This is a genomic window from Ligilactobacillus sp. UO.C109 (assembly GCF_026847815.1).
Taxonomy (GTDB): Bacteria; Bacillota; Bacilli; order Lactobacillales; family Lactobacillaceae; genus Ligilactobacillus; species Ligilactobacillus salivarius.
On the sequence record NZ_JAPSFH010000027.1, the window covers coordinates 370,613 to 393,010 of the forward strand.

A 22,398-nucleotide genomic window follows, 5' to 3' on the forward strand; every position below is an offset into this window, starting at 1 on the left:
AAAATTAATTTTCTTTCTTCATCTTTAAACCAATTCCAGTATATCCACTAATTACTGAAAGAATTGGTGATAGTAATGCAAATAAAGTAAATGGTAAGAATTCTAGCACTGGAACACCTAAGGTTGAGGCTGCAAAAGATCCTGCAACGCCCCAAGGAATGAGGTAGTTGATTACACTACCACCATCTTCCAAGACACGTCCAAGTGCTAATGGAGCTAAACCTACTCTATCAAATGCATCCTTGAAAGCTCTACCTGGAAGAATAACAGATAGGTATTGTTCACCAACAAAAAGATTTATTCCAATTCCTGCAAGGATAGTACTTAGAACTAATTTCCCTGGTCTATTTAATCTTTGAATTAGTGGTTCCATCGCAGTTTGAATAATTCCTAATTCCATTAGTAAACCACCAAGTGCTAATGTTGTTATAATCAAAGAAACAGTTCCCATCATGTTAGAGATTCCACCTCTAGTCAGTAATGCATTTACTGCTTCATTCTTAGTATGAGCTACATATCCTGTTTCCATTAAAGCAGCTAATCCTTTTAGTGAAATATGAGGATTATTTACTAAAATAATTCCGGTTGAAACAGCAATATTTATAAATAAAGTTGGAATTGCTGGGATTTTAAACCATGCACATAAAAACATTAAGATTACAGGAATAGCAGCAACCCATGAAATTGAGAAGTTTTGACTAAGAATTTTCATAGTTGCATCTATTTTAGCAAAGTCAGGTTCTTTTTTCCCTTGACCAATAAATACAAAAACTACTAAAGAAATTAATAAAGCTGGGATCGTAGTCCACATTAAATTTTTAATATGAGCAAATAAATCTGTTCCAGAAATTGCTGAAGCTAAGTTAGTTGAGTCAGATAATGGCGATGTCTTATCACCGAATATCGCACCAGATAAAATTGCTCCTGTAACTAATGCTGGGTTCATATTCATTGTGATTCCCATTCCAAAAAGAGCAATTCCAATTGTAGAAATCGTTGTAAACCCACTCCCAATTGAAGCACCAACTAAAGCACATACAAGAAAAACAGAAGGCACAAAGAACTTAACGCTTATTAATTTAAAACCAACAACCATTAATGCTGGGATAATTCCTGCTTTAATCCAAACAGCTATTAGGATCCCAATTAGTATAAAGATAAAGATTGGGATTAATGCAGTACTGATACCTTCTTTAATTCCTTTGTGAATTTTTTCCCAGTCAGCACCATGTAGTTTAGCGATTAAAATTAAAATTGCAATAACTGTTAATACAGGAGTTTCTGGAGATAGGCCTTGATTTACTCCACCTGCTAAAATAATTAGTAATAATAGTAAAATTCCTACTGACTCTTTTAAACTAAATTTTTTCATTTTACATTCCTCCATTAGTAACTAAATTAAATTATTAATCTAGCTTCCAATATCGGATAATGCCTCCGCAATTTTTGTTGCCCATTTCGATCAATCCTTCCATAAAAAAATCCCAGTCATACAATAATGTATAACTGGGACGATCTAAATAACCGTGGTACCACCCACATTGAACTGTTAAAGTTCCACTCCATGTAGGCAATAACGGTCCTACTAACCGAACTTATATGTATTTCGACCATTTAATCCTGACTAATTCGCATCACCCATTAGCTTTCTGACACCCAGATTAAAGTCTAATTAAATCATTAATAAGATAAAGTTAGTTTAACATAGATAAATTTCTTGTCAAATATTTTTTAAATAAAATCATTCTTTTTCAAGTAGAGATATAATCCACCCATCAATAAAAAGTTAACGAAAACTACTAAAATCCAGTCAAATCCGTTGTTTAAAATTGGTAATTTAACGTTCATTCCAAAGAAACCTGTAATAATGGTTGGAATAGTTAAAATCAAGGACCACACTGTTAAGAACTTCATTGTATCGTTCAAGTTATTATTCAAGATATTATTTGATGTCTTAGAAATTTTTTCTGTCACTTCATTAGAAATTTCAACCGTTCTTGAGGCCTGCTCAGCTTCAATCAAAACATCATCTAATCTTTCTTGAGCTGACTTAGTAATTTGCCAAGACATCGGTGTGTTCTCCAAATCTTCTAACATCATCAAATTAGTTCTAGCACTACTTGAAACAAAAACTAAACTTCTTTCCATTTGTGCTAATTCCAATAAATCTTTATTTTTAATTTTAGTATTCAATCTTCTATCTAACTCATTTAATTGATGATTTAATTGTGTTAGAGCTCGTTGGAAATATTGAGTTACATGAAGTAAGAATAGCATGATAAATTCCGTAGCATCTTGTGCTTCATGAGCGCGTTCTTCTTTAAACTCTTCAAATATATCCTCAGTAGCATTAGTGTGAAAAGTATATACTGTAGTTCCTTGTAATAGAAAAATTAGAGGACGAGTCGTAAAATGATCAGATTTTTCTTCTGGCCAAATAGGAACATCGTATACTATTAATTCACTATGAGTTAAGCTATCGTGATCATAGTGAGGACGTTCGTTTCTATCGGCAACATATGAAATAATAGTCGGCGTAAAATGAAACCTTTTCTTCAATTTTACAATATCATTATCATCAATATTTTTAATATCGTACCAACTATAATTTAATGGTGACTTTCCATTTATTTCTTGACGCGTTATCATTCTCTCACCTCATCTTTTTATATATCTAAATACCATACTTGATAATATTACCTTACTATTATGTTTACTACAAGTAATTATTGAAAAAAGAGTATGAATCTGAATATCGTCAAATTCATACTCTTAATTAATTATTCATCTTCTTCAGGAACATCTGTCTTCAAGTATAGTTCATCCAATTGTTTTGGAGCTACAGTACTTGGAGCATGTGTCAATGGTTCAGAAGCCTTGGAATTCTTAGGGAATGCGATAACTTCACGAATATTATCTTTGCCTGCAAGTAACATCGCAAATCTATCTAAACCTAAAGCTAAACCACCGTGTGGAGGGAAACCAAAGTCTAATGCATCCATGAACCAACCAAATTGTTCTTCTGCTTTTTCTTTTGTGAATCCTAAAGCCTTAAACATCGCTTCTTGAATATCACGTCTGTGGATACGGATTGATCCACCACCCAATTCATAACCATTAAGTACAATATCATAACTTTGAGCATGGCATTTGTGAGGATCAGTTTCTAATAAATCTAAATCTTCTTCATTAGGCATTGTAAATGGATGATGAGCAGCGATATATCTATTAAACTCTTCACTATATTCAAATAATGGCCAGTCTACAACCCAGATAAATGCAAATTCATCTTTATTAATCATATCCATTTCTTTAGCAATTGCTACACGCAAGTAACCTAAAGAATCTGCTACTACTTTACGGTTAGATGCTACGAATAAAATCAAGTCTCCACTCTTAGCTTCTGCTGCTGCTTTAATGTCTTCAGCTCTTTCAGTAAAGAATTTAGCAATTGGTCCAGTTAACCCATCATCAGTAACTTTTACCCAAGCTAATCCTTTAGCTCCAAAACGCTTAATGTATTCTTGCTTTTCTTCAATTTGTTTACGTGAATACTTGTCAGCACCACCTGGAACAGTGATAGCTTTTACTTGACCACCATTTTCAAGTGTCATATCAAAGACTTTGAAACCAGCATTTTGAACTGCACCAGACATATCTTTTAATTCCATACCAAATCTAATATCTGGCTTGTCAGAACCAAATCTGTCCATTGCTTCATTCCAAGTAATTCTTTGAATTGGTGTCTTGATATCAACATCTAAAGTTTCCTTCATAACACGCTTCAATAATCCTTCTGTCATTTCTTGAATTTCTTCAGCAGACATAAAGGAAGTTTCAATATCAATTTGTGTAAATTCAGGTTGACGGTCACCACGTAAATCTTCATCGCGGAAGCAACGTGCAATTTGGTAATAACGATCATAACCTGCACCCATTAATAATTGCTTGAACAATTGTGGTGATTGTGGTAAAGCATAGAAATGACCTGGATATACACGTGAAGGTACAAGGTAATCACGTGCACCTTCTGGAGTTGAACGTGTCAAATATGGTGTTTCAATATCTAAAAAGTGATTTTCATCCAAGTAGCTATGAACAGTTTGAGTAATACGATTACGTATCATCAAAGCTTTTTGCATTTCTGGACGACGTAAATCAAGATAACGATATTGTAAACGTAAATCATCTGATGCATTAATATCATCTGCAATATCAAACGGAGTTGTCTTGGCCTTGTTTAAAATTTCAATATCTGAAACTTCAACTTCAACTTTACCTGTTCTCATGTTAGGGTTAATAGCTTTTTCTCCTCTAGCCACTACTTTACCCTTAACTTCAATGACATATTCACTACGTAATTGTTCAGCAACCTTTAAAGCTTCAGGATTGAATTCTTGGCTAAATACCAATTGAACAATCCCTTCAATATCACGTAAGTCAATAAAAATTAAGTTACCTAAATTTCTACGCTTTTGTACCCAACCTTTTAGGCAAACTTCTTGATCAAGATATTTTTCATCAACTAATCCTGCATAAGTTGTTCTTCTCATTCTTATTCCCCTTCTACTGCTAATTTTTCTAGACTTGCAAAATCATTTTCTACATCCGCAAGTTTTACAGAAATTTCATTACCATTTTCCATAAATTTGAGATTTGCTTCTTGTTCTTGAAGCTCAGTTTCACCGATAGTTAAAGTGAATCTTGCATTTAAACGGTTTGCAGACTTAAATTGTCCTTTAGGTTTTCGATTAAGGTAATCTCTGTCTGCTGTAAATCCTTGATGGCGAAGATTTTGAACTAATTTCAAAGTTACTGCATTAGTTACATCGCCAATTCCTACTACATAAACATCTAGTGGATTTTCAATTGGTAAAGCATCTTCTTCTGCATCTAAGATTAATAGTAATCTTTCAACACCTAATCCAAAACCGACACCTGGTGTTTGTGGGCCACCTAATTGTTCTACTAAGCCACTGTAATGACCACCAGCACAAACTGTAGTCCATTTACCATTGAATGCTTTGGAGTCACTCATAATTTCAAAAATAGTATGGTTGTAGTAGTCTAAACCACGTACCATGTTACTATCGATTACGTATTCAATACCTAAATCATTCAATAGACTCTTTACAGTTTCAAAATGTTTTTGTGCATCTTCTGTTAAGTAATCTAAAATAGAAGGTGCATTAGCAACAATTTCTTTATCCTTTTCATCTTTACTATCTAGTACACGTAAAGGATTCTTATGTAATCTTTCCTTGGAATCGTCTGATAATTCAGCTTCAAATGGTTCTAGATAGTCAATTAAAGCTTGACGATAGTTGTTACGAGTTTCAAGATCTCCTAATGTGTTTACAGCTACACGTAAACTATTTAAGCCAAAACTCTTTAGTAAATCTACTGCCATTGCCATAACTTCAACATCTAATGTTGGATTATCAACACCAAATGCTTCTACACCGATTTGATGGAATTCACGTAAACGACCAGATTGTGGACGTTCATAACGGAACATAGGTCCCATATAATAAGTTTTGAATGGTTTTTGAACTTCTGGACCATATAATTTATTTTCTACAAAACTTCTTACAACCCCAGCTGTTCCTTCTGGACGTAGAGTTATATGACGATCACCTTTATCGTAGAAATCATACATTTCTTTAGTAACGATATCTGAAGTTTCACCAGATGTGCGTGAAAAAACTTCGAAGCTTTCGAAAATTGGTGTTCTCATTTCTTCATAGCGATATTTTTTAAACAATTCTCGAGCTTTTTCTTCTACATATTGCCATTTTGCAGATTCGCTTGGCAAAATATCAGCTGTTCCTTTAGGACGTTGATACTTCATTAAAATTTCCTCCCTTATTAAACCGAAAAGCACCCCTGTTATCTACCCGGTTTGATAGACAACAAGGGTGCTAGTTGCACGGTACCACCTTGATTTTATGCTCTCTAGCGTTAACGCGGCTAACGATATACATTACATATATACCTAAAAAGTGTCTTTCTCTAAAAATCATAGCTGGAATTTTCACCAATCATCCATTCTCTGTCAACGATTGTTTAGATACTCTTCTTTCATTCGGCTTTAAATCTAAATTAGAGAATACTGACAAAAATTAATTTTGTCAATATCTATAGTCATAATTATTAATTAATACCGGTATATTATAACATAGAAACAATGACTTTTATATCCTAAAATCATAATCGTTAGTACAAAACTTTACCTAATATAACAATTCATCTTGTAATTCTAACATTTCACTATCATTAGGTTGACTTACTAGATATTCATCAACGAACATCTTAGCTTTTTGTCTATTGCCAGCATTACGATAAAAAATTGCAGCATCTTTTAAGAATTCTAACGATGAAATTTGTTCAGAAGCCGCATCATAATACTTAATGGCATCATCATAGTTATCTAAATTAGCATATGAACGACCTAAGTTCCAATATAGTTGAGGGTCGATTTCATCTTGATCTAGATAATCTGTTAGTAATTCAATATTTTGTTCGAATTTTCCATACTCAATAAGTAAATTACTCAACATAATTACAATTGTTAAATTATCAGGTTCCTGATCTAAGGCTATTAGTAAATAACGCTCAGCTTCATCACGTTGACCTAATTTAGCAGCTAACTCACTAGCCTTTTGATACAACTTTATATTGTATTCATCTACTGCAATTCCCTCTTGTAAGGTTGTTAATGCCTTTTGAAGTTGACCTTCTTTTTCATAAGCTACCGCTAAATATGAGTAAGTTGTAGCATAATCTGGAGAAGTATCTCTTAACTTTTCAAAACTACTGATTGCATCTTCAATATGTCCCAATTCATATTGAGTAATTCCTAATTGGAACTGTGTATCATCGTCTCTTTCTTCGCTATGAATTTGTTCTAAGTATGCCAAGGCTTTTTCAAATTGCCCTGATAAAGCATACGACATTCCCAATCTCTGTACCAAATTTACTTGTGAAATTGAGAAATTACCTTGCTTGATAAGATCTAAGTAAATAGGAATTGCTTGTTTGTATTGTTTGATATTGTAATACAATTCTGCTAAGGCAAAACGTATAATTTCTTCATCTGGAGCTAGATCTAATGCTTGTAATAATTTTTGTTCACTTACTTCAAACATTCCTTGTGTTTGATATAAATCTGCTGAAACTAATAAAGCTTGAAGATATGCTTCAGAATCAGGTGTAATACTACTTAAATATTCTAAAGCTTCATCATCTTCACCTTCACTAATGGCGATGTCTGCCAAAGCTGTTTTCAAACTATCTTCGTCAGGATAACGTTCCAATAGGGTTTGATAGGCACGTTTGGCCATATTAGAAAATCCCAAAGAATATAATTCTTCTGCCAAACTATATATCATATCATCTGAATCTTTTCTTAAAGACCAGCCAAAATGTTTACGTGCTTCTTCATAATTTCCTTTTTCAATTTCATCTAATACCTTTTCAGCATAAGTCATTAATACACGTACCCCTTTCAAAATTGTCGAATAAAATTATAGCATAAATCCTACAAAAAAAGTGTAGATTTACTCTACACTTTAAAATTCATCTTCACGATAATTGATTTTTTCCATATTTCGACGGCCACGTTGCAAAATATAAATTGCAACAATTACCAAGATAATACCTACTATTTCTACCCAGTTCATTTCTAATCCTAAGAAAATCACACTTAAGATTGAAGTTGTTACTGGCTGTAAGGCATCCATAATACTAATAACATCAGAAGGAGCAAATCTAGAACTATATAAAAGTAATCCAAATGGAATGATTGTTCCTACTAAAATAACAGTGGAAATAGATAAGACCACAGTTGATGTAATGTGTGGTGTGTTTATCCAAACTGGATGGTATAAATTGAATAACACTCCAGCGATGAATGTACCCCAGCCCAATACTACCAATGGTGGATTATCTTGAGCAATTGGTCTAGGTAAAACAACATAGAAAGCAGCAGTAATACCTGAACCTAGTCCCCATAAAAATGAATTCATTGGGATAGACATTTGGGTTAAATCACCCTTTGTAATTGCCAGTAAAACACCCAACAGTGAAATGATAAATGCTATCAAGTCTGTTGATAAAGGTCTTTGATGTTTAATAAAAATACCACCTAGAACTATAAAAAGTGGACTTAAGTATTGTAAGATTGTTGCTGCAGAAGCATTACCACTTTGGATTGCTAAGTAGAATGTCAATAAGTTTGCCATTAACCCTAAAGTTGCATAAGCAAACAAGTGACCAAAACTTTTCCATGTTGAAAATACATTAAATGTTTTCTTACCATATAAAATAAAACTAATTATTAGAAGAATGGTTCCTGAACCTAATGTACGTGTCGAAAGGAACCAATCTGTCGGAATATGTTGATTCTGTGAGATAAATTGGATTGTGGTCCCTGAAATACCCCATGTTGCTGAAGCGACAGCTGACCAGAAGATACCCTTCATAACTTTAGATGAAGACTTCATAAAATAATCACCTCATAAATTGTTATAACTAATTAATTATATAGTAAGAAACTTATATTTTTCAATTATATTTCTCTAATTATATTAACTTTTTTATCATTTATTCAAGGTATTTACTAGCTTCTCTAATGCTTAAAGTACTTAATCCAGGGTTATATTTAGCAATAAAATTCTTAACCCAATCCGTATTTTTCTTAGAATAATCTCTTAACGCCCAACCTATTGCTTTATTAATAAAAAACTCATTATTATTTAAGTTATTAATTAATATCTTCTCTAGAAGTACAGTATCGGTTTTATCTTTTCTACCTCGTTGATGATTAATTGCAATTCTTCTAAACCAAATATCATCGCTCACAGACCATTTAAGCATTAAGTCATTAACCCTTGAATCATTAATATTGCCGATAACAGTATCTAAACTATCTATCGTGTCCCACCACTGTTTAGTTTCAATAAAAGGTCTAATTTTATCGATATCATCAAAAACTAAAAACTTTTGCAACGCTTTAAGGTAATCACACACAAAATATTGGAATTCTCGATAATCATTATTCCAGCATTCATTTAACAATTGCCAATCTATACTTTCAGCTTTCTTTGCTTCTCTTATAATATCCTTATATATACTCCTACGCTCAGGTGTTTTTATCCCATAAAAATCAAATTGGTTGCGCATGTATTTTACCATATGTAAAGCATTATCTAGATTTCTATGTTTTTCAAATTCATTTTCAACCCATTGAACACTTGCCATGATTTTTCTCCTTAAAAAAATCTACCAGACCGAAATCTGATAGATTCATACTCAATTATTTTGCTAACAACTTAACGATTTCTAAAATTACATCTGTAGCTTTTTCCATTACTTGTGTAGATACATATTCATAACGTCCATGCATATTTTCGCCACCAGCAAAAAGATTTGGTGTTGGCAATCCCATGAATGAAATCTTGGAACCATCTGTACCACCACGAACTGGATAAATTTCAGGAGTTATTCCTAAATCTTCCATAGCTTCCTTAGCAATGTCAACTGCTGTCATGTCTTTTTCTAATACTTCACGCATATTGTAGTATTGGTCTTGTAAATCAATAACTACACGTTCTTCACCTAGTTCAGTATTCATTCTTTCGGCGATGTCTAACATCAATTGCTTACGTTCTTCAAAATGCTTTCTATCATGATCACGAATGATGTAAGTTGTATGTGCTTCTTCAACAGATCCATCAAATTTAAATAAATGGAAGAATCCTTCTCTACCTTCAGTCTTTTCTGGAACTTCATCTGCTGGAAGTGAGTTTTGGTAATTAATTGCTAATTGAATAGCATTTACCATTACATTCTTAGCAGTACCTGTATGCACATCTTTTCCTTTGAATGTCAACTTAGCTTGAGCAGCATTGAAAGTTTCATATTCTAATTCACCCAAAGGACCACCGTCTACTGTGTAGGCAATATCAGCACCGAAGTCTTCAACATTGAAATTATCAGCACCTGTACCAATTTCTTCATCAGGACCAAAACCAACTTTAATTTCGCCGTGTTTAATTTCTGGATGTGCTTGCAAATATTCCATTGCAGACATAATTTCGGCTACACCAGATTTATCGTCAGCACCCAATAAAGTTGAACCATCTGTTGTTATCAAATCATGACCTTTATAATTCTTTAGGTTAGGAAATTCTGCTGTTGTTAGCACAAAATTACCTGCTTCATCTAACTTAATATCAGATTCTCCATCGTAATTTTCTACTATTTGAGGTTGAACATTATGTGCATTAAAGTCTGCTGTATCAACGTGAGAAATGAAACCTACTACTTTAGTATTAGCATCATCTTCTAGATTACTTGGTAAAGTAGCAAATACATATCCACTTTCATCAGAAATATGAACATTTTGTAGTCCTAATCCTTTAAGCTCATTAGCAAGTTCCTTAATAAATTCAACTTGTGTTTGAGTTGAAGGGATTGTTGTTGAATCCTCATTTGAACGAGTTTCTGTTTTTACATATTTCAAAAATCTAGTAACTAAATTTTCATATTTTGCCATTTTCGACACACCTTTCGCTTAAATGAACTGAAATGGATCAGTATTTAATTTGGATTGATAAATATCGATTTTCCAATCATTCTCATTATTCCACTTTTTGAATTTATCTGTCAACTTTGGTTTGCAAATAGACTCAATGTGATGTCCTGCATCAACCACTGTTAAGCCTGCAGCAATCATATCATGACCGGTATGGTATGAGATATCACCTGTGACGTATGCATCTGCCTTATGTAGTAAAGCAGCGTTAAAGAACCGACCACCACTACCACCAAGGACTGCTACACGTTTAACTGGCTTTTGGTTGTCTGCTGCTATTAAACGTAAGCCACGTAAATTTAATACTTTCTTGCAATATTCTGCAAATTCCATAGCTGTTAAACTATCTTTTAACTCTCCTACGCGGCCCATAGAATATTTTTCGTTTGAAACAGGATCTACCTTAGTAGGTAGTAAGAATTCTGTATTTTCTAATCCTAATTGTTCAGCTAACCAATCATTCATTCCACCATTAGCATTATCCAAGTTTGTATGCGCACCATACACTGTAATATCATGTTTGATTAACTTAGCATACATCGCGTTTTGTGGAACATCTAAATCAAACTTCTTAACTGGAACGAACATTGCAGGATGATGTGCAAAAATAAAATCAATATTATTTTCAATAGCTTCATCGACAGTTTCAGGTCTTACATCTAAAGTCACCATCATTTTATGTACATCATTATGTAAAGAACCTAATTGCAAACCAATTGGATCGCCATCTTCAGCAATTCTTTTAGGCGCAAATTCTTCAAATTTATTTACAATATCTATAACTTTAGTCATTTAATACACCTTCTATTAGTTTTACTTGTTCGTCTAGATATTCTAACTTAGCAACTGGCTTTTCCTTGGCTTTTTCCAGCTGAACTCTAACTGTTTCAATCTTATCTAATTCCTTTTGCCATTTATGCTTAAAGACTTCGTTCTTTTCTTTCATTAAGTAAGGACCAAATTCTAATTCTTTAGCTGTTAGCTCAGCCTTTACATCAACAAATTCCGCTACGATAATTTCATAGATATGTTTGTCTTCTTCTAAAATATCTTCGGCAATTATTTGATAGTTATTAGCTACTAACCATTCTCTGACATTTTTCTCACCTACATTAGGTTGTAAAACTAAGCGAGGATGATTAGCTAATTTAGCCTTTCCTTCTTCCAGAATCTGACAAATTAATGGGCCACCCATACCACAGATTGTAACTACATTAATCTCATCTGAAAGTTCAACTGCAGCTAATCCGTCAGCCAAACGAACATCTATTATCTCTTGTAAGTTTTCTTTTTTAATTTCATTTTGAGCATTTTGAAAAGGTCCTTTAACAACTTCACCAGCAATCCCAAAGTTAATTTTACCTTTTAATGCTAGATACGCTGGTAAATAAGCATGATCAGAACCGATGTCCGCTAATCTACTATCTGCAGGGACATATTTTGCCACTTTTTGTAAACGATATGATAATTTATTTCCGTCCATACGATACCCCTTAATCTAAATTCTATATATTAAGTATACCGGCTTTAAAAAGATATATCTATACTTACTGATATTTTCTTGCTTTTTACAACAAAAAAAGACTTGGCAGTTGAATTGCCAAATCTTCTGAATTTATTCTGTTACTTCATTTTCAAGAATTTCATTCTTTTTCATAAACTTAGGTGATGTTTCTGGTGCCCATACTAAACAAATCATACTTCCTATAAATAGGACTAGAGCACATACTAACATCGCTAATTGAGATCCACCCATATCAGTTAAAATAGGTAATAAGAATGTACCACATGCAGCTCCAATTCGACTGATAGCTATACAGATACCCATCCCTGTTGCACGAACCTTAACATCAAATAACTCTGAAGGATATGGATAATCCAATACCAATGATGAAGATAAGATCACAGAAAATAGAGAAAAGATACCTAATTTAGCCCACATTGATATATCTAAGAATACCATTGCAGCTAAAGCAATCGCTGAACTTAAAAAGCTGACAACTAAAAATGAGCGACGACTAATTTTGTTAAAAATCCAAATCCCAATAACTACACCAATTAACATACTTCCGTTATAAAGAATACCTGACATATTGGCATTAGTAACTCCCATACTCTTTAGCAAGATTGGTAAGAAAATACTTATACCAAAAAATGAGAATGCCTGACTAGCATAGAATAATCCACCAACTAATGTTTGGCGACGATATTTCTTACTAAAAAGATGTAGCCATGAAATGTTTTTAACTTTAATGGATAGAAGTCTTTCTGATAATCCCCATTTACTTCCTAAATTACGTTGAATTACTTTTTGAGCTTTAGCATTTTTACCACGACTTGCTAACCAACTTGGAGAAGCTGGAATCTTTGCAAATGAGCGGAATATAGCAGCTATTAATCCAAAAATAAATGATGAGGCAAAACTATACTTCCAACCTTGAGAAAATCCACCTAAATAAGAACCTATCAAGTACGCTAAAATGAAACCTATTGACCAGTAAATTAATAATCTACTTTGCTTTTTACCACTTTCACCAGTTGGTAACCATTCAATTAACAACGCATTACCTACTGTATAATCAATAGCCATCATTAATCCTAAACCTAATCGCAAAAGAAAAATTAAAAATAAATTTGTTACAAATAGGTGTGCTAACGATAGGATTGTAAAAATGTACATATTCAACATCAAAAGCCCTTTTCTTCCGACTTTATCAGCTAAACGTCCCATAAAAATACTACCGAATAACCCAATAAGACCACCAGCACCGATCAAACCAGTCCAAAAGTTAGTCAATGGTAAATATGATCCTGCTTGATCTAAAGCAATACCACTTATTCCAAGTGCATATCCACAAGCAATCTGTCCTAACAAGATTGAAATGTAGACACGCCAGTGAACATCTGAAAATGGTGCCTTCTTGTAATCCTTTTTACTTTGTAATTCTTTTTTGATATATTTCATAAATTAAATATAAGACATAGTGTACGAATATGTCTTTCCGATTCCTCCTTGTTTCTTTAGATGCAAATTTAACATCTAAAGTTACAGCTGTTTTCATTTTACTCGAGCAATTCTGTATATCTACCGTATCATGATTTCTAAAACTATTGCAAATTTCTAGCATTATTTTTAATTTTATAAAATAAGTTTCTATATACAATATTACCTTTATATAAGGTTATTTCTGTAATTATTAAGAAAATATTAAGATGCACAGTTAGGTTTTACTTAAATAAAAATTATTCATATCTAATGTATATTATTGGATAACTTGTAAGCGTGTAATTTATATAAAAAAGAGAAGCACTTTTACATACTTCTCTTGAAAAATTATTTTTGGATCTGATAGTTTGAAAATAATAATTAAGATTTCAATATTGACTTCTATACATTATCAGCATCAGCCTTTTTTGCTTGTTCTTGAGTAACGAATTCAGTTAGTGCTTCTTTAGTTTCGTTTCATAATCGGCTTGTGCTTTGTCATAATCTTTTTGTGCATCTGCTTGATTTTTTTGAGCTTGAGTCAATTTAGTTTGAGCTTCGGTTAATGCTTTTTTAGTATCAGCTAGCTCCTCATCATCGCCCACATAATTTCCAAACTGATCTTGTAACTCCTTCAATTTAGCCTGTTTATCTTGCACTGTTGCCTGAACCTTAATCAATTCCTTATTAGCCTTATCTAAAACCTTTTTGGCATGCGCTTTAACCTTTTTCTGTTCCGCTAATTCAGTTTGTGCTTTCTTCAAAGCCTCTTGTTTTGTAGATATTTCTTGTTTTGCTTTATCGTAATCGGCCTGTTTAGTTTTAATATCTGCCTCTAATTTCGCTATGTTTTCCTTAGCTTTTTGTTCATTCTTTTGATCTTTAGCTAATTTAGTTTGTACCTTATCTAAGTCTTCTTTTGATTGTGCTACTTTTTCTTTAAGTGATGTTAGTTTCTTTTTAGAAGTTTTAAAAACTTTTTTGGCACTAGTTTGCTTCTCTTCAGCATTTGCTAGTTCCTTTTTTAACTTGCTTTTATCTTCCTTAGCGCTAGCTAGAATAGCTTTCTTTACCTGGTAATTAACTTTAGCATCATTCAAAGCTTTATCTGCTTTATCATAGTCGGCTTGCTTTGCTGTTAAATCAGTATTCAAGCTATCCAATTCTTTTTGTGCATTTTTAGCTACTTCTTGATTAACAGTTACCTTGATTTGAGTATTAGCCAAAGCTTTATTTGTTTTATCTAAGTTACGCTTTGCTGTACCTAGGTCTTTTTTCTTATCATCTAAGATTTTTTTAGCTTGTTGTTTGGTTGATTTAGTACTAACTAATATACTTTGCGTATCATTAGTAGCAGTAACTGTTTTAAGTGCTATTTGTTTAGGTTGTAAATCAACATATAAACTAGTTAATTGTACTCGTAAATTAGATGTATCATCTGATGTAGTTTCACTCTTATTTTCTTGAACTTCATTTACATCAGAAGTTTCCCCAGCACTTACCATGCTACTTGAATCATGAGTCTGATTTTCTTTAGACATACTTACATTAGCTTGGGTAAGTTGCTTGTTATTAGCTACCTTTGAAGTCTCAACTTCGGTTACATTGTTACTATCAGTTGAAAGCACTTCAGCTTGAACACTTTGACTCCTAGCACTTGTCAAAATAATTCCAGCTAATATTGCCGCTGCAAAAATTTCTTTTCTCAAATTTTCCACTCCATTAAATACTTTTTTACTGCTATTCACAAGCTAATTTTACCTTTTCCTTTACATTTACGTCAATATTTTTCCATATTTTAATTATTCTTTGACCAAATAAAAAATCCTCTTAGTTCTCTAACTAATAGGATTATTAACTATTCTTCTTTACTAATTTCATAATAGATTTTCTCTTTTTAGCTATAGCTTTTTCTACTTCATCTGCTGGTAGTTCCATTACCGGTTCAAATTCATATTTAACCACCAAGTTTCTTCCTTCAAAGTGATAGCCCAATATTGCTTTAATTTGAACCCAAATTCCAGTCTCTTGATCGTAGATATATTCACCAACAACCGATATTTTTCTAAATTCTTCTGGTTCATAGGTTATTTCAGCTTGTGTTGTTATATAATCAGCAGATAAATCAGGAGTCCGATATTGCTGCCCTAAACAATCACTCATCGTCATTAGTTCCCCATTTTCACGATTGATCATCACGCGAACAGCCAAAACATTCAAAATAATAAACATTGATCCACGATAGTTAACAACATCCCCAACCTTAACCACTTCGTTTTTCTTTTTTCTTAATCTAATTTTTTCAATCAATTTAACTCCACCTTTATAAATGAAAAGCTCTGGTGATGTACCAACCAGAGCCTTTACGTAGTTGAGGTATATGGGATGACTTGGTGCACCAATTATCTTCCCAGTTTCTATTATATCACATAAAAAAAGAGCTGAGAACGAACATCTAGCTCTTTTATAAATTATTTTCAAATTTATTTGGATGATTGATTAGTACAAGCCACTAATCTTTCCATTTTCATCAACATCCATGCCATCTGCAGCTGGAACTTTAGGTAAACCTGGCATAGTTAAGATATTTCCTGTTAATGCTACAAGGAATTGTGCACCTAATTTTGGTACAAATTCACGCACATGAATCTTAAATCCTTTTGGAGCACCTAAAACTTTAGCATTATCAGACAATGAATATTGTGTCTTAGCCATACATACAGGTAGATAGTTCCAACCTAATTTTTCAAATTGTCTTAATTGACGCTTAGCTTTAGCACTAAATTCAACACCATCGCCACCGTAAATTTCAGTAACAATCTTGTTGATCTTTTCTTCAACAGAATCATCGCTATTGTAAAGTCTTGTAAATTCTTGATCATTATCACAAGATTCAATAACAGCTTTAGCTAATTCTGTAGCACCTTCTCCACCTTTAGCCCAAACATCAGCAACAATTGCTTTAGTATCATTTTGTTCACAAAGTTCAACAATCTTAGCTAATTCAGCATCAGTATCTTGAGTGAATTTATTAATTGCCACTACAACAGGAACATTGTAACGTTTCATACTTTGGATATGTTTCTTCAAGTTTGCAAAACCTTGTTCAACCGCAGCAACATTTTCTTCATCTAAATTATCCTTAGCTACTCCGCCATTCATCTTCAAAGCACGAGCAGTTGCCACAATTACGATTGTATCAGGTGTTTTTCCTAACACTGGAGTTTTAATATCAAGGAATTTTTCAGCACCTAAGTCAGCACCGAATCCTGCTTCTGTAATTGTGTAATCAGCTAAATTCAAAGCTGTTTGAGTAGCAAGAACACTGTTACATCCATGAGCAATATTAGCAAATGGTCCACCATGCACAATTGCAGGAGTATGTGCTAGTGTTTGAACCAAGTTTGGCTTGCAAGCATCCTTTAATAACAATGTAATAGCACCTGTAACTCCGAGTTGATCTACAGTTACTGGTTCTTTATCAAAATTGTATCCTATAACAATTTGACCGATACGCTTCTTTAAATCAGAAATATCTTTAGAAAGACATAGAATAGCCATTAACTCTGAAGCTACAGTGATATCGAATCCATCTTCTCTTGGAATACCTTGAGTAGCTCCACCTAAGCCAATTACTACATGGCGTAATGCACGATCATTAATATCTAATACACGTTTCCAAATAACACGTCTTTGATCGATATTTAATTTATTTCCTTGGTAAATATGATTGTCAATCAAAGCTGCTAAAGTATTATTAGCAGTTGTTAATGCATGCATATCCCCTGTAAAATGAAGGTTTATATCTTCCATTGGAACAACTTGAGAATATCCACCACCAGTAGCTCCGCCTTTCATTCCCATAACAGGTCCTAATGATGGTTCACGTAAAGCAATCATTACCTTTTTGTTTAATAAACTAAATGCATCGCCCAAACCAACTGTTACAGTAGATTTACCTTCACCCGCTGGAGTAGGATTAATTGCAGTAACTAAAACCAACTTTCTTTTTGTTTGTTCACGTGCAGAAAGAGGTAAGCTGATTTTTGCTTTATACTTACCGTATTGTTCTATTTCATCAGCAGTTAATCCCACCTTTTGAGCAACTTCAGTTATTGGTAACATTTCACTTTTTTGTGCTATTTCAATATCTTTCAATTTCTGATTCCTCCTTCAAATAATAATTAAAGTATATACTATAATTAAGATTTTGTCATTGGTTTTTGCTAAAATATATTTTTTAACAAATAAAAATAGGTATATAACGAATTATATACCTATTTAGTCATATTATTATACGCGTTTTCTGCAACTCCCTTTGAAACTATTAATCTGTAATCTCGATACTTGGTTTTGATAAACAAGCCATATTTTCTTATTTCAATCTCTCTAATATCTACTTTCTTTATTTTAAAGTTATTAAAAGGTATCACTGCCCTAAAGCTGAGCTCTGTATCACTTAATTCTACCTTTCGTAAAAGTACTTGTATTAACGCTACTAGTACAAATATAATAAAAGTAATAACAGTCCAAATTTGAAAGACTGTAATTTCTAACCATAGTAATAAAGAAAATAACAAAATCATTAATGTAAATGACCAACAAGATATTGATACAGGAATATCTGGTTGATAAAAATATTTCTTATTCATAAAACACACCTCGAGGATTGATAATAATGTTAAAAATATATACAGACGCTGCTACAAACCAAAAGAATCATACTTTCGCTGCAGGAATCTTAATCGTTAAGAACCAGCAACAAACTCAATTAAAATATGACATTTCTGCCACTGATAACCACGAAGCAGAATTTATTGCCGCTATTCATGGTTTTAACTATCTTATTGAAAATTTTCCAGATGAAGATCTAGTCTTTTTCTATTCTGACAGCAAGATTTTAATTGATAGTCTTGAAAAACAATATAGTAAAAGTTATTCTCAAACCCTAGCAGATCTATTAGCACTTCAAGAAAATTTTCCAATTGTCATAAATAACTGGATTTCTGATAAAGAAAATGCTGGTGCTCATACACTTGCTATTCAAGCTTTACATGAGCATTAATTTCTTATCTTCTTTCCCCAGTATTGGAAGAAATCTGTACGCAAGGAACCATTATATAACTTTCTACGTTTAGTAGCTTTTGTTCCATAAAATTGTTCAAATTGTAAGTCACTTGTCAAAATGTACTTACTCCAAGATGTTAATGGTTGGTATAGTTTACCCATTTGTTGATATAGTTGATGTACATGTTCTTTATCACTTAAACGCTCACCATATGGCGGATTAGCTACAATAACACCATTGATCTTATCTGTTTTGAAGTCTTTTACTGCCATTTGCTTGAAGTTAACTATATCTTGGACTCCAGCTTGAACAGCATTTTCTTTAGCAATTTCAATCATACTTCCATCAATATCATATCCAGATATATCTAAATCAATATCTTTCTTGATTGCTGCTTGTGCTTGTTCTCTTGCTTGTTTAATAATGTCTTTATCAACCCAATCCCAGTTTTCAAAGGCAAAATTACGTTTCAAACCAGGTGCAATATTGCATCCAATCAAAGCAGCTTCAATTGGAATTGTTCCAGAACCACATACTGGATCTACAAATGGCATTTCAGGATACCAGCGAGCTAATAGAACTAATGCAGCTGCCATATTTTCTTTTAGAGGGGCTCCACCTTTATTTACTCTGTATCCACGTTTAAATAAACTGCTACCGGTAGTATCCAATGTAATTAAGACCTTATCCTTATTAATAGCAACTTCAATTGGATACAATGCCCCTGTTTCAGGTAACTTAGTTCTTCTATGATAGACAGTACTCATTTTAGTAACAATTGCTTTTTTAGTTATTGCTTGAACACTTGGTACATTATGTAAAGTAGATTTTTGAGACTTACCAGCTACTGGAAATTCAGCATCTAAAGGTAGAAAATCTTCCCAGTTTAAACCTTCAACACCTTGGAATAGCTCTTCAAAAGTTTTAGCTGTAAATTCACCAACTACAATCTTTATTCTATCTGCTGTTCTTAACCATAGATTTGTTTTAGCAATATCAGCTACATCGCCATCAAATCTAACTCGACCATTTTCAACATTCACTTTATAACCTAAATGCTTTAGTTCGTTACCAACGATACTTTCTATACCTGCAGCACATGTTGCAATTAATTTAAAGTTCATAATTTATTCCTTTCAATTTACATTTATCTAAAATAAAAAAGCTAGGATAGAAGTTACCTAATATCCTAGCCACCCTGATATGTAAATCTCTATAAGCCACGTTCTGTACGTCATCTAATTCAGGAAAATTAGAATCGGTGGTAATCATCTATCTCCGAGTTAAAAACTCGCCCCCATGATTAGTTCATTTCCGTCATGAAGCGCCCCTACCAAAGTTTGGGTTACCTGCTCGCAGGGTTTACCGCGTTCCACTAATACAGTTTCCTATATTACTTCGTCACTGTGGCACTTTTCAAGACTACTCAAGCATAGCCGAAACCTTAGCTCTTTTGTCTGCCGTCACTACTAAAAGCAGTGCCTTGCCTTATTTTTTCAGCAAGTACGATCACTACAGGCATCTCAGCCTGTGCAAGCTTGGACTTTCCTCAGCCTATATACATAGACCGCGATTACCAGAAATTTACATATATAATTTATTAATTAAAATCGATTTCCACGATTTACATCATCGTTAAGCTGTGCACCAAAAACATGTCGTTCCAAATTGGATAGACGTTTAAGAATATCCATATTTGTAGATGCATTAGAAGCAGGTCTAGCAGTTGTTCCTGTTTTACCCACCGCAACTTGCTTAGTTAACTCGTCTACCTTTTTCAATAAACGATCATTTTCCATTTGTAAACGTTGATTTTCTTTTGCATAAGTTTCATAATCTTGAATAACATCATCCAAGAACTCATCAACTTCAATTGAATCGTACCCACGCATTTTTTGTTTAAAATGTTTATTAACAATGTCTTTAGGTGTAAGATTTACATTTTCCATTAAAATGCACCTCATCTACTTAGTAAACTCAACTCATAACAGTTTTTATCATACCATACATTAATAAAAATGCAACCACTTTTCAGTTGATTGCACTTTATTTTACATAAATTTTAGATTTAATAACCTTTTTCAAATGTTGTATTATTTGCAACTTGGTTAATTGAATCCTTATTACCTTGTTGTTGTGCTTTTTGCATTACATCATTTGCATTAACACTGTCCCAAGGAGTATCACCAAAGCCACCAACTTTCAAGTTGTTCCCATCTGCACTATAAGCAAATAGCAACTGACCGTCAGCACCACTTACAGCGTTATAATTTCCCATATTATGAACAGTTAGTGAATTAGCATCATTACCCATGTAGTAAGCAGCTAAAGCAGCAATTTGAGCAGGTGATAGTTGTTGATTTACTTCTTGTACCTTTTGGCTAGATTCTGCTGCTACACTTGGAGCTACTGCATTTCCTGTAACATTATTATTACCTGTAGCAACACTACTACTCTCTTTTGCTACAGAACTATTTGCACTTGCAACTTGATTAGTAGCAGTTTGAACATTTGAATTTGTACTTACACTATTGTTATTATTGCTATCTACAGAAGAACTTTCTGCTACTACGCTACTTTCATCAACTGCTTTAGCAGTAATCTTCTTTTCTTTTTTGCTAGTAGAACTACTCTTAACTTCTGTCTTTACATTGCTCGAATGACTAGTTGTGTTAGGAGCACTACTTGTATTACTGCATCCCACTAATACCATTGCACTTAACATTGTGATACCTAAATAAATTACTTTTTTCATAGCTCATCCCTCGATTCTGTATATTACGATTGTTAATAATTGGATAAATTCTAATAAATATCTTACAAGTATATTGTAACTCATTTATCTACATAATGAAACCTTTTTGTAATATTTATTTTATAAAAGTAATGTAAACCCTTTAATGTTACAGTAATTAAAAGATCGATTAGCGTTAATTATATTAATTACACTAATCGATCTTTATTTTATAAGTTAAATAGTTTCTGACTAAGTTCTAATTCTTCCTTAGTATTTCTGGAATTTTCAAACTTCACAGAACCCTTTTCTGTCTTATCACTTAGTAAGTTACTCTTTTCCAATAAATGCTTAGTTTCTCTAGCTGCACCTTCTCCACCATCAACAATAAACGTATCATCGCCCATAATCTTTTGAATTACCTTTTTGGCAAATGGAAAATGTGTGCAGCCAAGCACAATGGAATCTGAATCTTTATAAGGACTTAATAATTTTTGTAAATATGTTTCTAATTCAGGAGAATCCACATCACCTGATTCAATAAACTCTACTAAATCTGGTGCAGGAATTTTTCGAATATCTGCCTTTGTAACATATTTATTCATCAAGTCATTAAATTTCTTTTCTTTTAATGTTAGTGGTGTTGCCATAACACCTACTTTAGAATCTTTTTTATGTTCTACTGCTGGCTTTAGAGCTGGCTCTAGTCCAACGATAATTAAATCCGGATATGCTGCTCTCAATTCCTTAATTGCCGCACTCGTAGCAGTATTACATGCCACAACAATTGCTTTACAATTATATGATAGCAAATGCTCTACTTTCTCAAATGATAATTTTTGGACTTCTTCTACCGTCTTAATACCATAAGGTGCATTAGCAGAATCACCAAAGAATATATAATCTTCATTCGGCATTATTTTAACTAATTCACGTAATACCGAAATTCCTCCCATACCAGAGTCAAAAACTCCAATAGGGGCATCTTTTTTATTAGTCATTATTAACTACCT

At 33.0% G+C, this 22,398-nt stretch carries 20 protein-coding genes and 1 other RNA gene; 1 reads left to right on the forward strand and 20 read right to left on the reverse strand.

Annotation, left to right across the window (positions count from 1 at the left end):
- Positions 1-4 precede the first annotated feature (4 nt).
- From OZJ21_RS06035 to OZJ21_RS06105, 15 genes are all read right to left on the reverse strand, one after another.
- Positions 5-1,372: a Na+/H+ antiporter NhaC family protein gene (locus OZJ21_RS06035; protein ID WP_201897323.1), complete on the reverse strand. Its 1,368-nt coding sequence runs from the start codon at positions 1,370-1,372 to the stop codon at positions 5-7.
- Between the two features lie 359 nt (positions 1,373-1,731).
- Positions 1,732-2,649, reverse strand: a complete 918-nt coding sequence (locus tag OZJ21_RS06040) for a magnesium transporter CorA family protein (RefSeq protein WP_003706264.1) — start codon at positions 2,647-2,649, stop codon at positions 1,732-1,734.
- Between the two features lie 131 nt (positions 2,650-2,780).
- Positions 2,781-4,553 carry an aspartate--tRNA ligase gene (gene aspS / locus OZJ21_RS06045; protein ID WP_003707804.1) on the reverse strand — a complete coding sequence of 591 codons (1,773 nt, stop codon included), beginning with the start codon at positions 4,551-4,553 and terminating at the stop codon, positions 2,781-2,783.
- 2 nt (positions 4,554-4,555) lie between these two features.
- Positions 4,556-5,851, reverse strand: a complete 1,296-nt coding sequence (hisS, locus tag OZJ21_RS06050; RefSeq protein ID WP_003707806.1) for a histidine--tRNA ligase — start codon at positions 5,849-5,851, stop codon at positions 4,556-4,558.
- A gap of 382 nt (positions 5,852-6,233) precedes the next feature.
- The gene (locus OZJ21_RS06055; RefSeq protein ID WP_003707807.1) at positions 6,234-7,490 is read right to left on the reverse strand and encodes a tetratricopeptide repeat protein; all 1,257 of its coding nucleotides are present in this window, start codon (positions 7,488-7,490) and stop codon (positions 6,234-6,236) included.
- Between the two features lie 81 nt (positions 7,491-7,571).
- A complete protein-coding gene (locus tag OZJ21_RS06060; protein ID WP_003704348.1) occupies positions 7,572-8,504 on the reverse strand; it encodes a DMT family transporter in 933 nt (310 codons plus the stop codon).
- A 100-nt stretch (positions 8,505-8,604) separates the two neighbouring features.
- Positions 8,605-9,261 (reverse strand): DNA alkylation repair protein, encoded by a 657-nt coding sequence (locus OZJ21_RS06065; RefSeq protein WP_081530426.1) that lies wholly within the window; start codon positions 9,259-9,261, stop codon positions 8,605-8,607.
- A 55-nt stretch (positions 9,262-9,316) separates the two neighbouring features.
- Complete coding sequence (gene pepT / locus OZJ21_RS06070) at positions 9,317-10,558, reverse strand: peptidase T (protein ID WP_003700187.1); 1,242 nt, start codon at positions 10,556-10,558, stop codon at positions 9,317-9,319.
- 18 nt (positions 10,559-10,576) lie between these two features.
- Positions 10,577-11,389: a Nif3-like dinuclear metal center hexameric protein gene (locus OZJ21_RS06075; protein WP_003706255.1), complete on the reverse strand. Its 813-nt coding sequence runs from the start codon at positions 11,387-11,389 to the stop codon at positions 10,577-10,579.
- On the reverse strand, positions 11,382-12,080 hold the full coding sequence (locus OZJ21_RS06080) for a tRNA (adenine(22)-N(1))-methyltransferase (protein ID WP_268857571.1): 699 nt from the start codon (positions 12,078-12,080) through the stop codon (positions 11,382-11,384). Before OZJ21_RS06080 ends, OZJ21_RS06075 begins: the two co-directional genes overlap by 8 nt.
- Before the next feature lie 132 nt (positions 12,081-12,212).
- Positions 12,213-13,562 (reverse strand): MFS transporter, encoded by a 1,350-nt coding sequence (locus tag OZJ21_RS06085; RefSeq protein WP_081513603.1) that lies wholly within the window; start codon positions 13,560-13,562, stop codon positions 12,213-12,215.
- Positions 13,563-14,038: 476 nt separating this feature from the next.
- Positions 14,039-15,301: a hypothetical protein gene (locus tag OZJ21_RS06090; RefSeq protein ID WP_268857651.1), complete on the reverse strand. Its 1,263-nt coding sequence runs from the start codon at positions 15,299-15,301 to the stop codon at positions 14,039-14,041.
- A gap of 136 nt (positions 15,302-15,437) precedes the next feature.
- Complete coding sequence (locus OZJ21_RS06095) at positions 15,438-15,893, reverse strand: hypothetical protein (protein ID WP_069469303.1); 456 nt, start codon at positions 15,891-15,893, stop codon at positions 15,438-15,440.
- A 189-nt stretch (positions 15,894-16,082) separates the two neighbouring features.
- Positions 16,083-17,741, reverse strand: coding sequence for a formate--tetrahydrofolate ligase (locus OZJ21_RS06100; protein ID WP_268857572.1), 1,659 nt, complete (start codon positions 17,739-17,741; stop codon positions 16,083-16,085).
- 119 nt (positions 17,742-17,860) lie between these two features.
- Positions 17,861-18,235 (reverse strand): EbsA family protein, encoded by a 375-nt coding sequence (locus OZJ21_RS06105; protein ID WP_003706240.1) that lies wholly within the window; start codon positions 18,233-18,235, stop codon positions 17,861-17,863.
- Positions 18,236-18,261: 26 nt separating this feature from the next.
- Here OZJ21_RS06105 and OZJ21_RS06110 point away from each other — a divergent pair, with 26 nt between their 5' ends.
- Positions 18,262-18,648 (forward strand): RNase H family protein, encoded by a 387-nt coding sequence (locus OZJ21_RS06110; protein ID WP_003700175.1) that lies wholly within the window; start codon positions 18,262-18,264, stop codon positions 18,646-18,648.
- Here the strand turns inward: OZJ21_RS06110 and OZJ21_RS06115 are convergent.
- From OZJ21_RS06115 to murI, 5 genes are all read right to left on the reverse strand, one after another.
- Positions 18,645-19,775: a THUMP domain-containing class I SAM-dependent RNA methyltransferase gene (locus tag OZJ21_RS06115; protein WP_003706238.1), complete on the reverse strand. Its 1,131-nt coding sequence runs from the start codon at positions 19,773-19,775 to the stop codon at positions 18,645-18,647. The two genes, OZJ21_RS06110 and OZJ21_RS06115, sit on opposite strands and share 4 nt — an antisense overlap.
- 87 nt (positions 19,776-19,862) lie before the next feature.
- Positions 19,863-20,236, reverse strand: an RNA gene (gene rnpB / locus OZJ21_RS06120) — RNase P RNA component class B.
- 19 nt (positions 20,237-20,255) lie between these two features.
- Entirely contained in the window at positions 20,256-20,600 is a 345-nt protein-coding gene (gene gpsB / locus OZJ21_RS06125; protein ID WP_003700172.1) for a cell division regulator GpsB, read from the reverse strand.
- 119 nt (positions 20,601-20,719) lie between these two features.
- Positions 20,720-21,406 (reverse strand): hypothetical protein, encoded by a 687-nt coding sequence (locus OZJ21_RS06130; RefSeq protein WP_003706237.1) that lies wholly within the window; start codon positions 21,404-21,406, stop codon positions 20,720-20,722.
- 209 nt (positions 21,407-21,615) lie between these two features.
- A complete protein-coding gene (gene murI, locus OZJ21_RS06135; RefSeq protein ID WP_003706235.1) occupies positions 21,616-22,386 on the reverse strand; it encodes a glutamate racemase in 771 nt (256 codons plus the stop codon).
- Positions 22,387-22,398 lie beyond the last annotated feature (12 nt).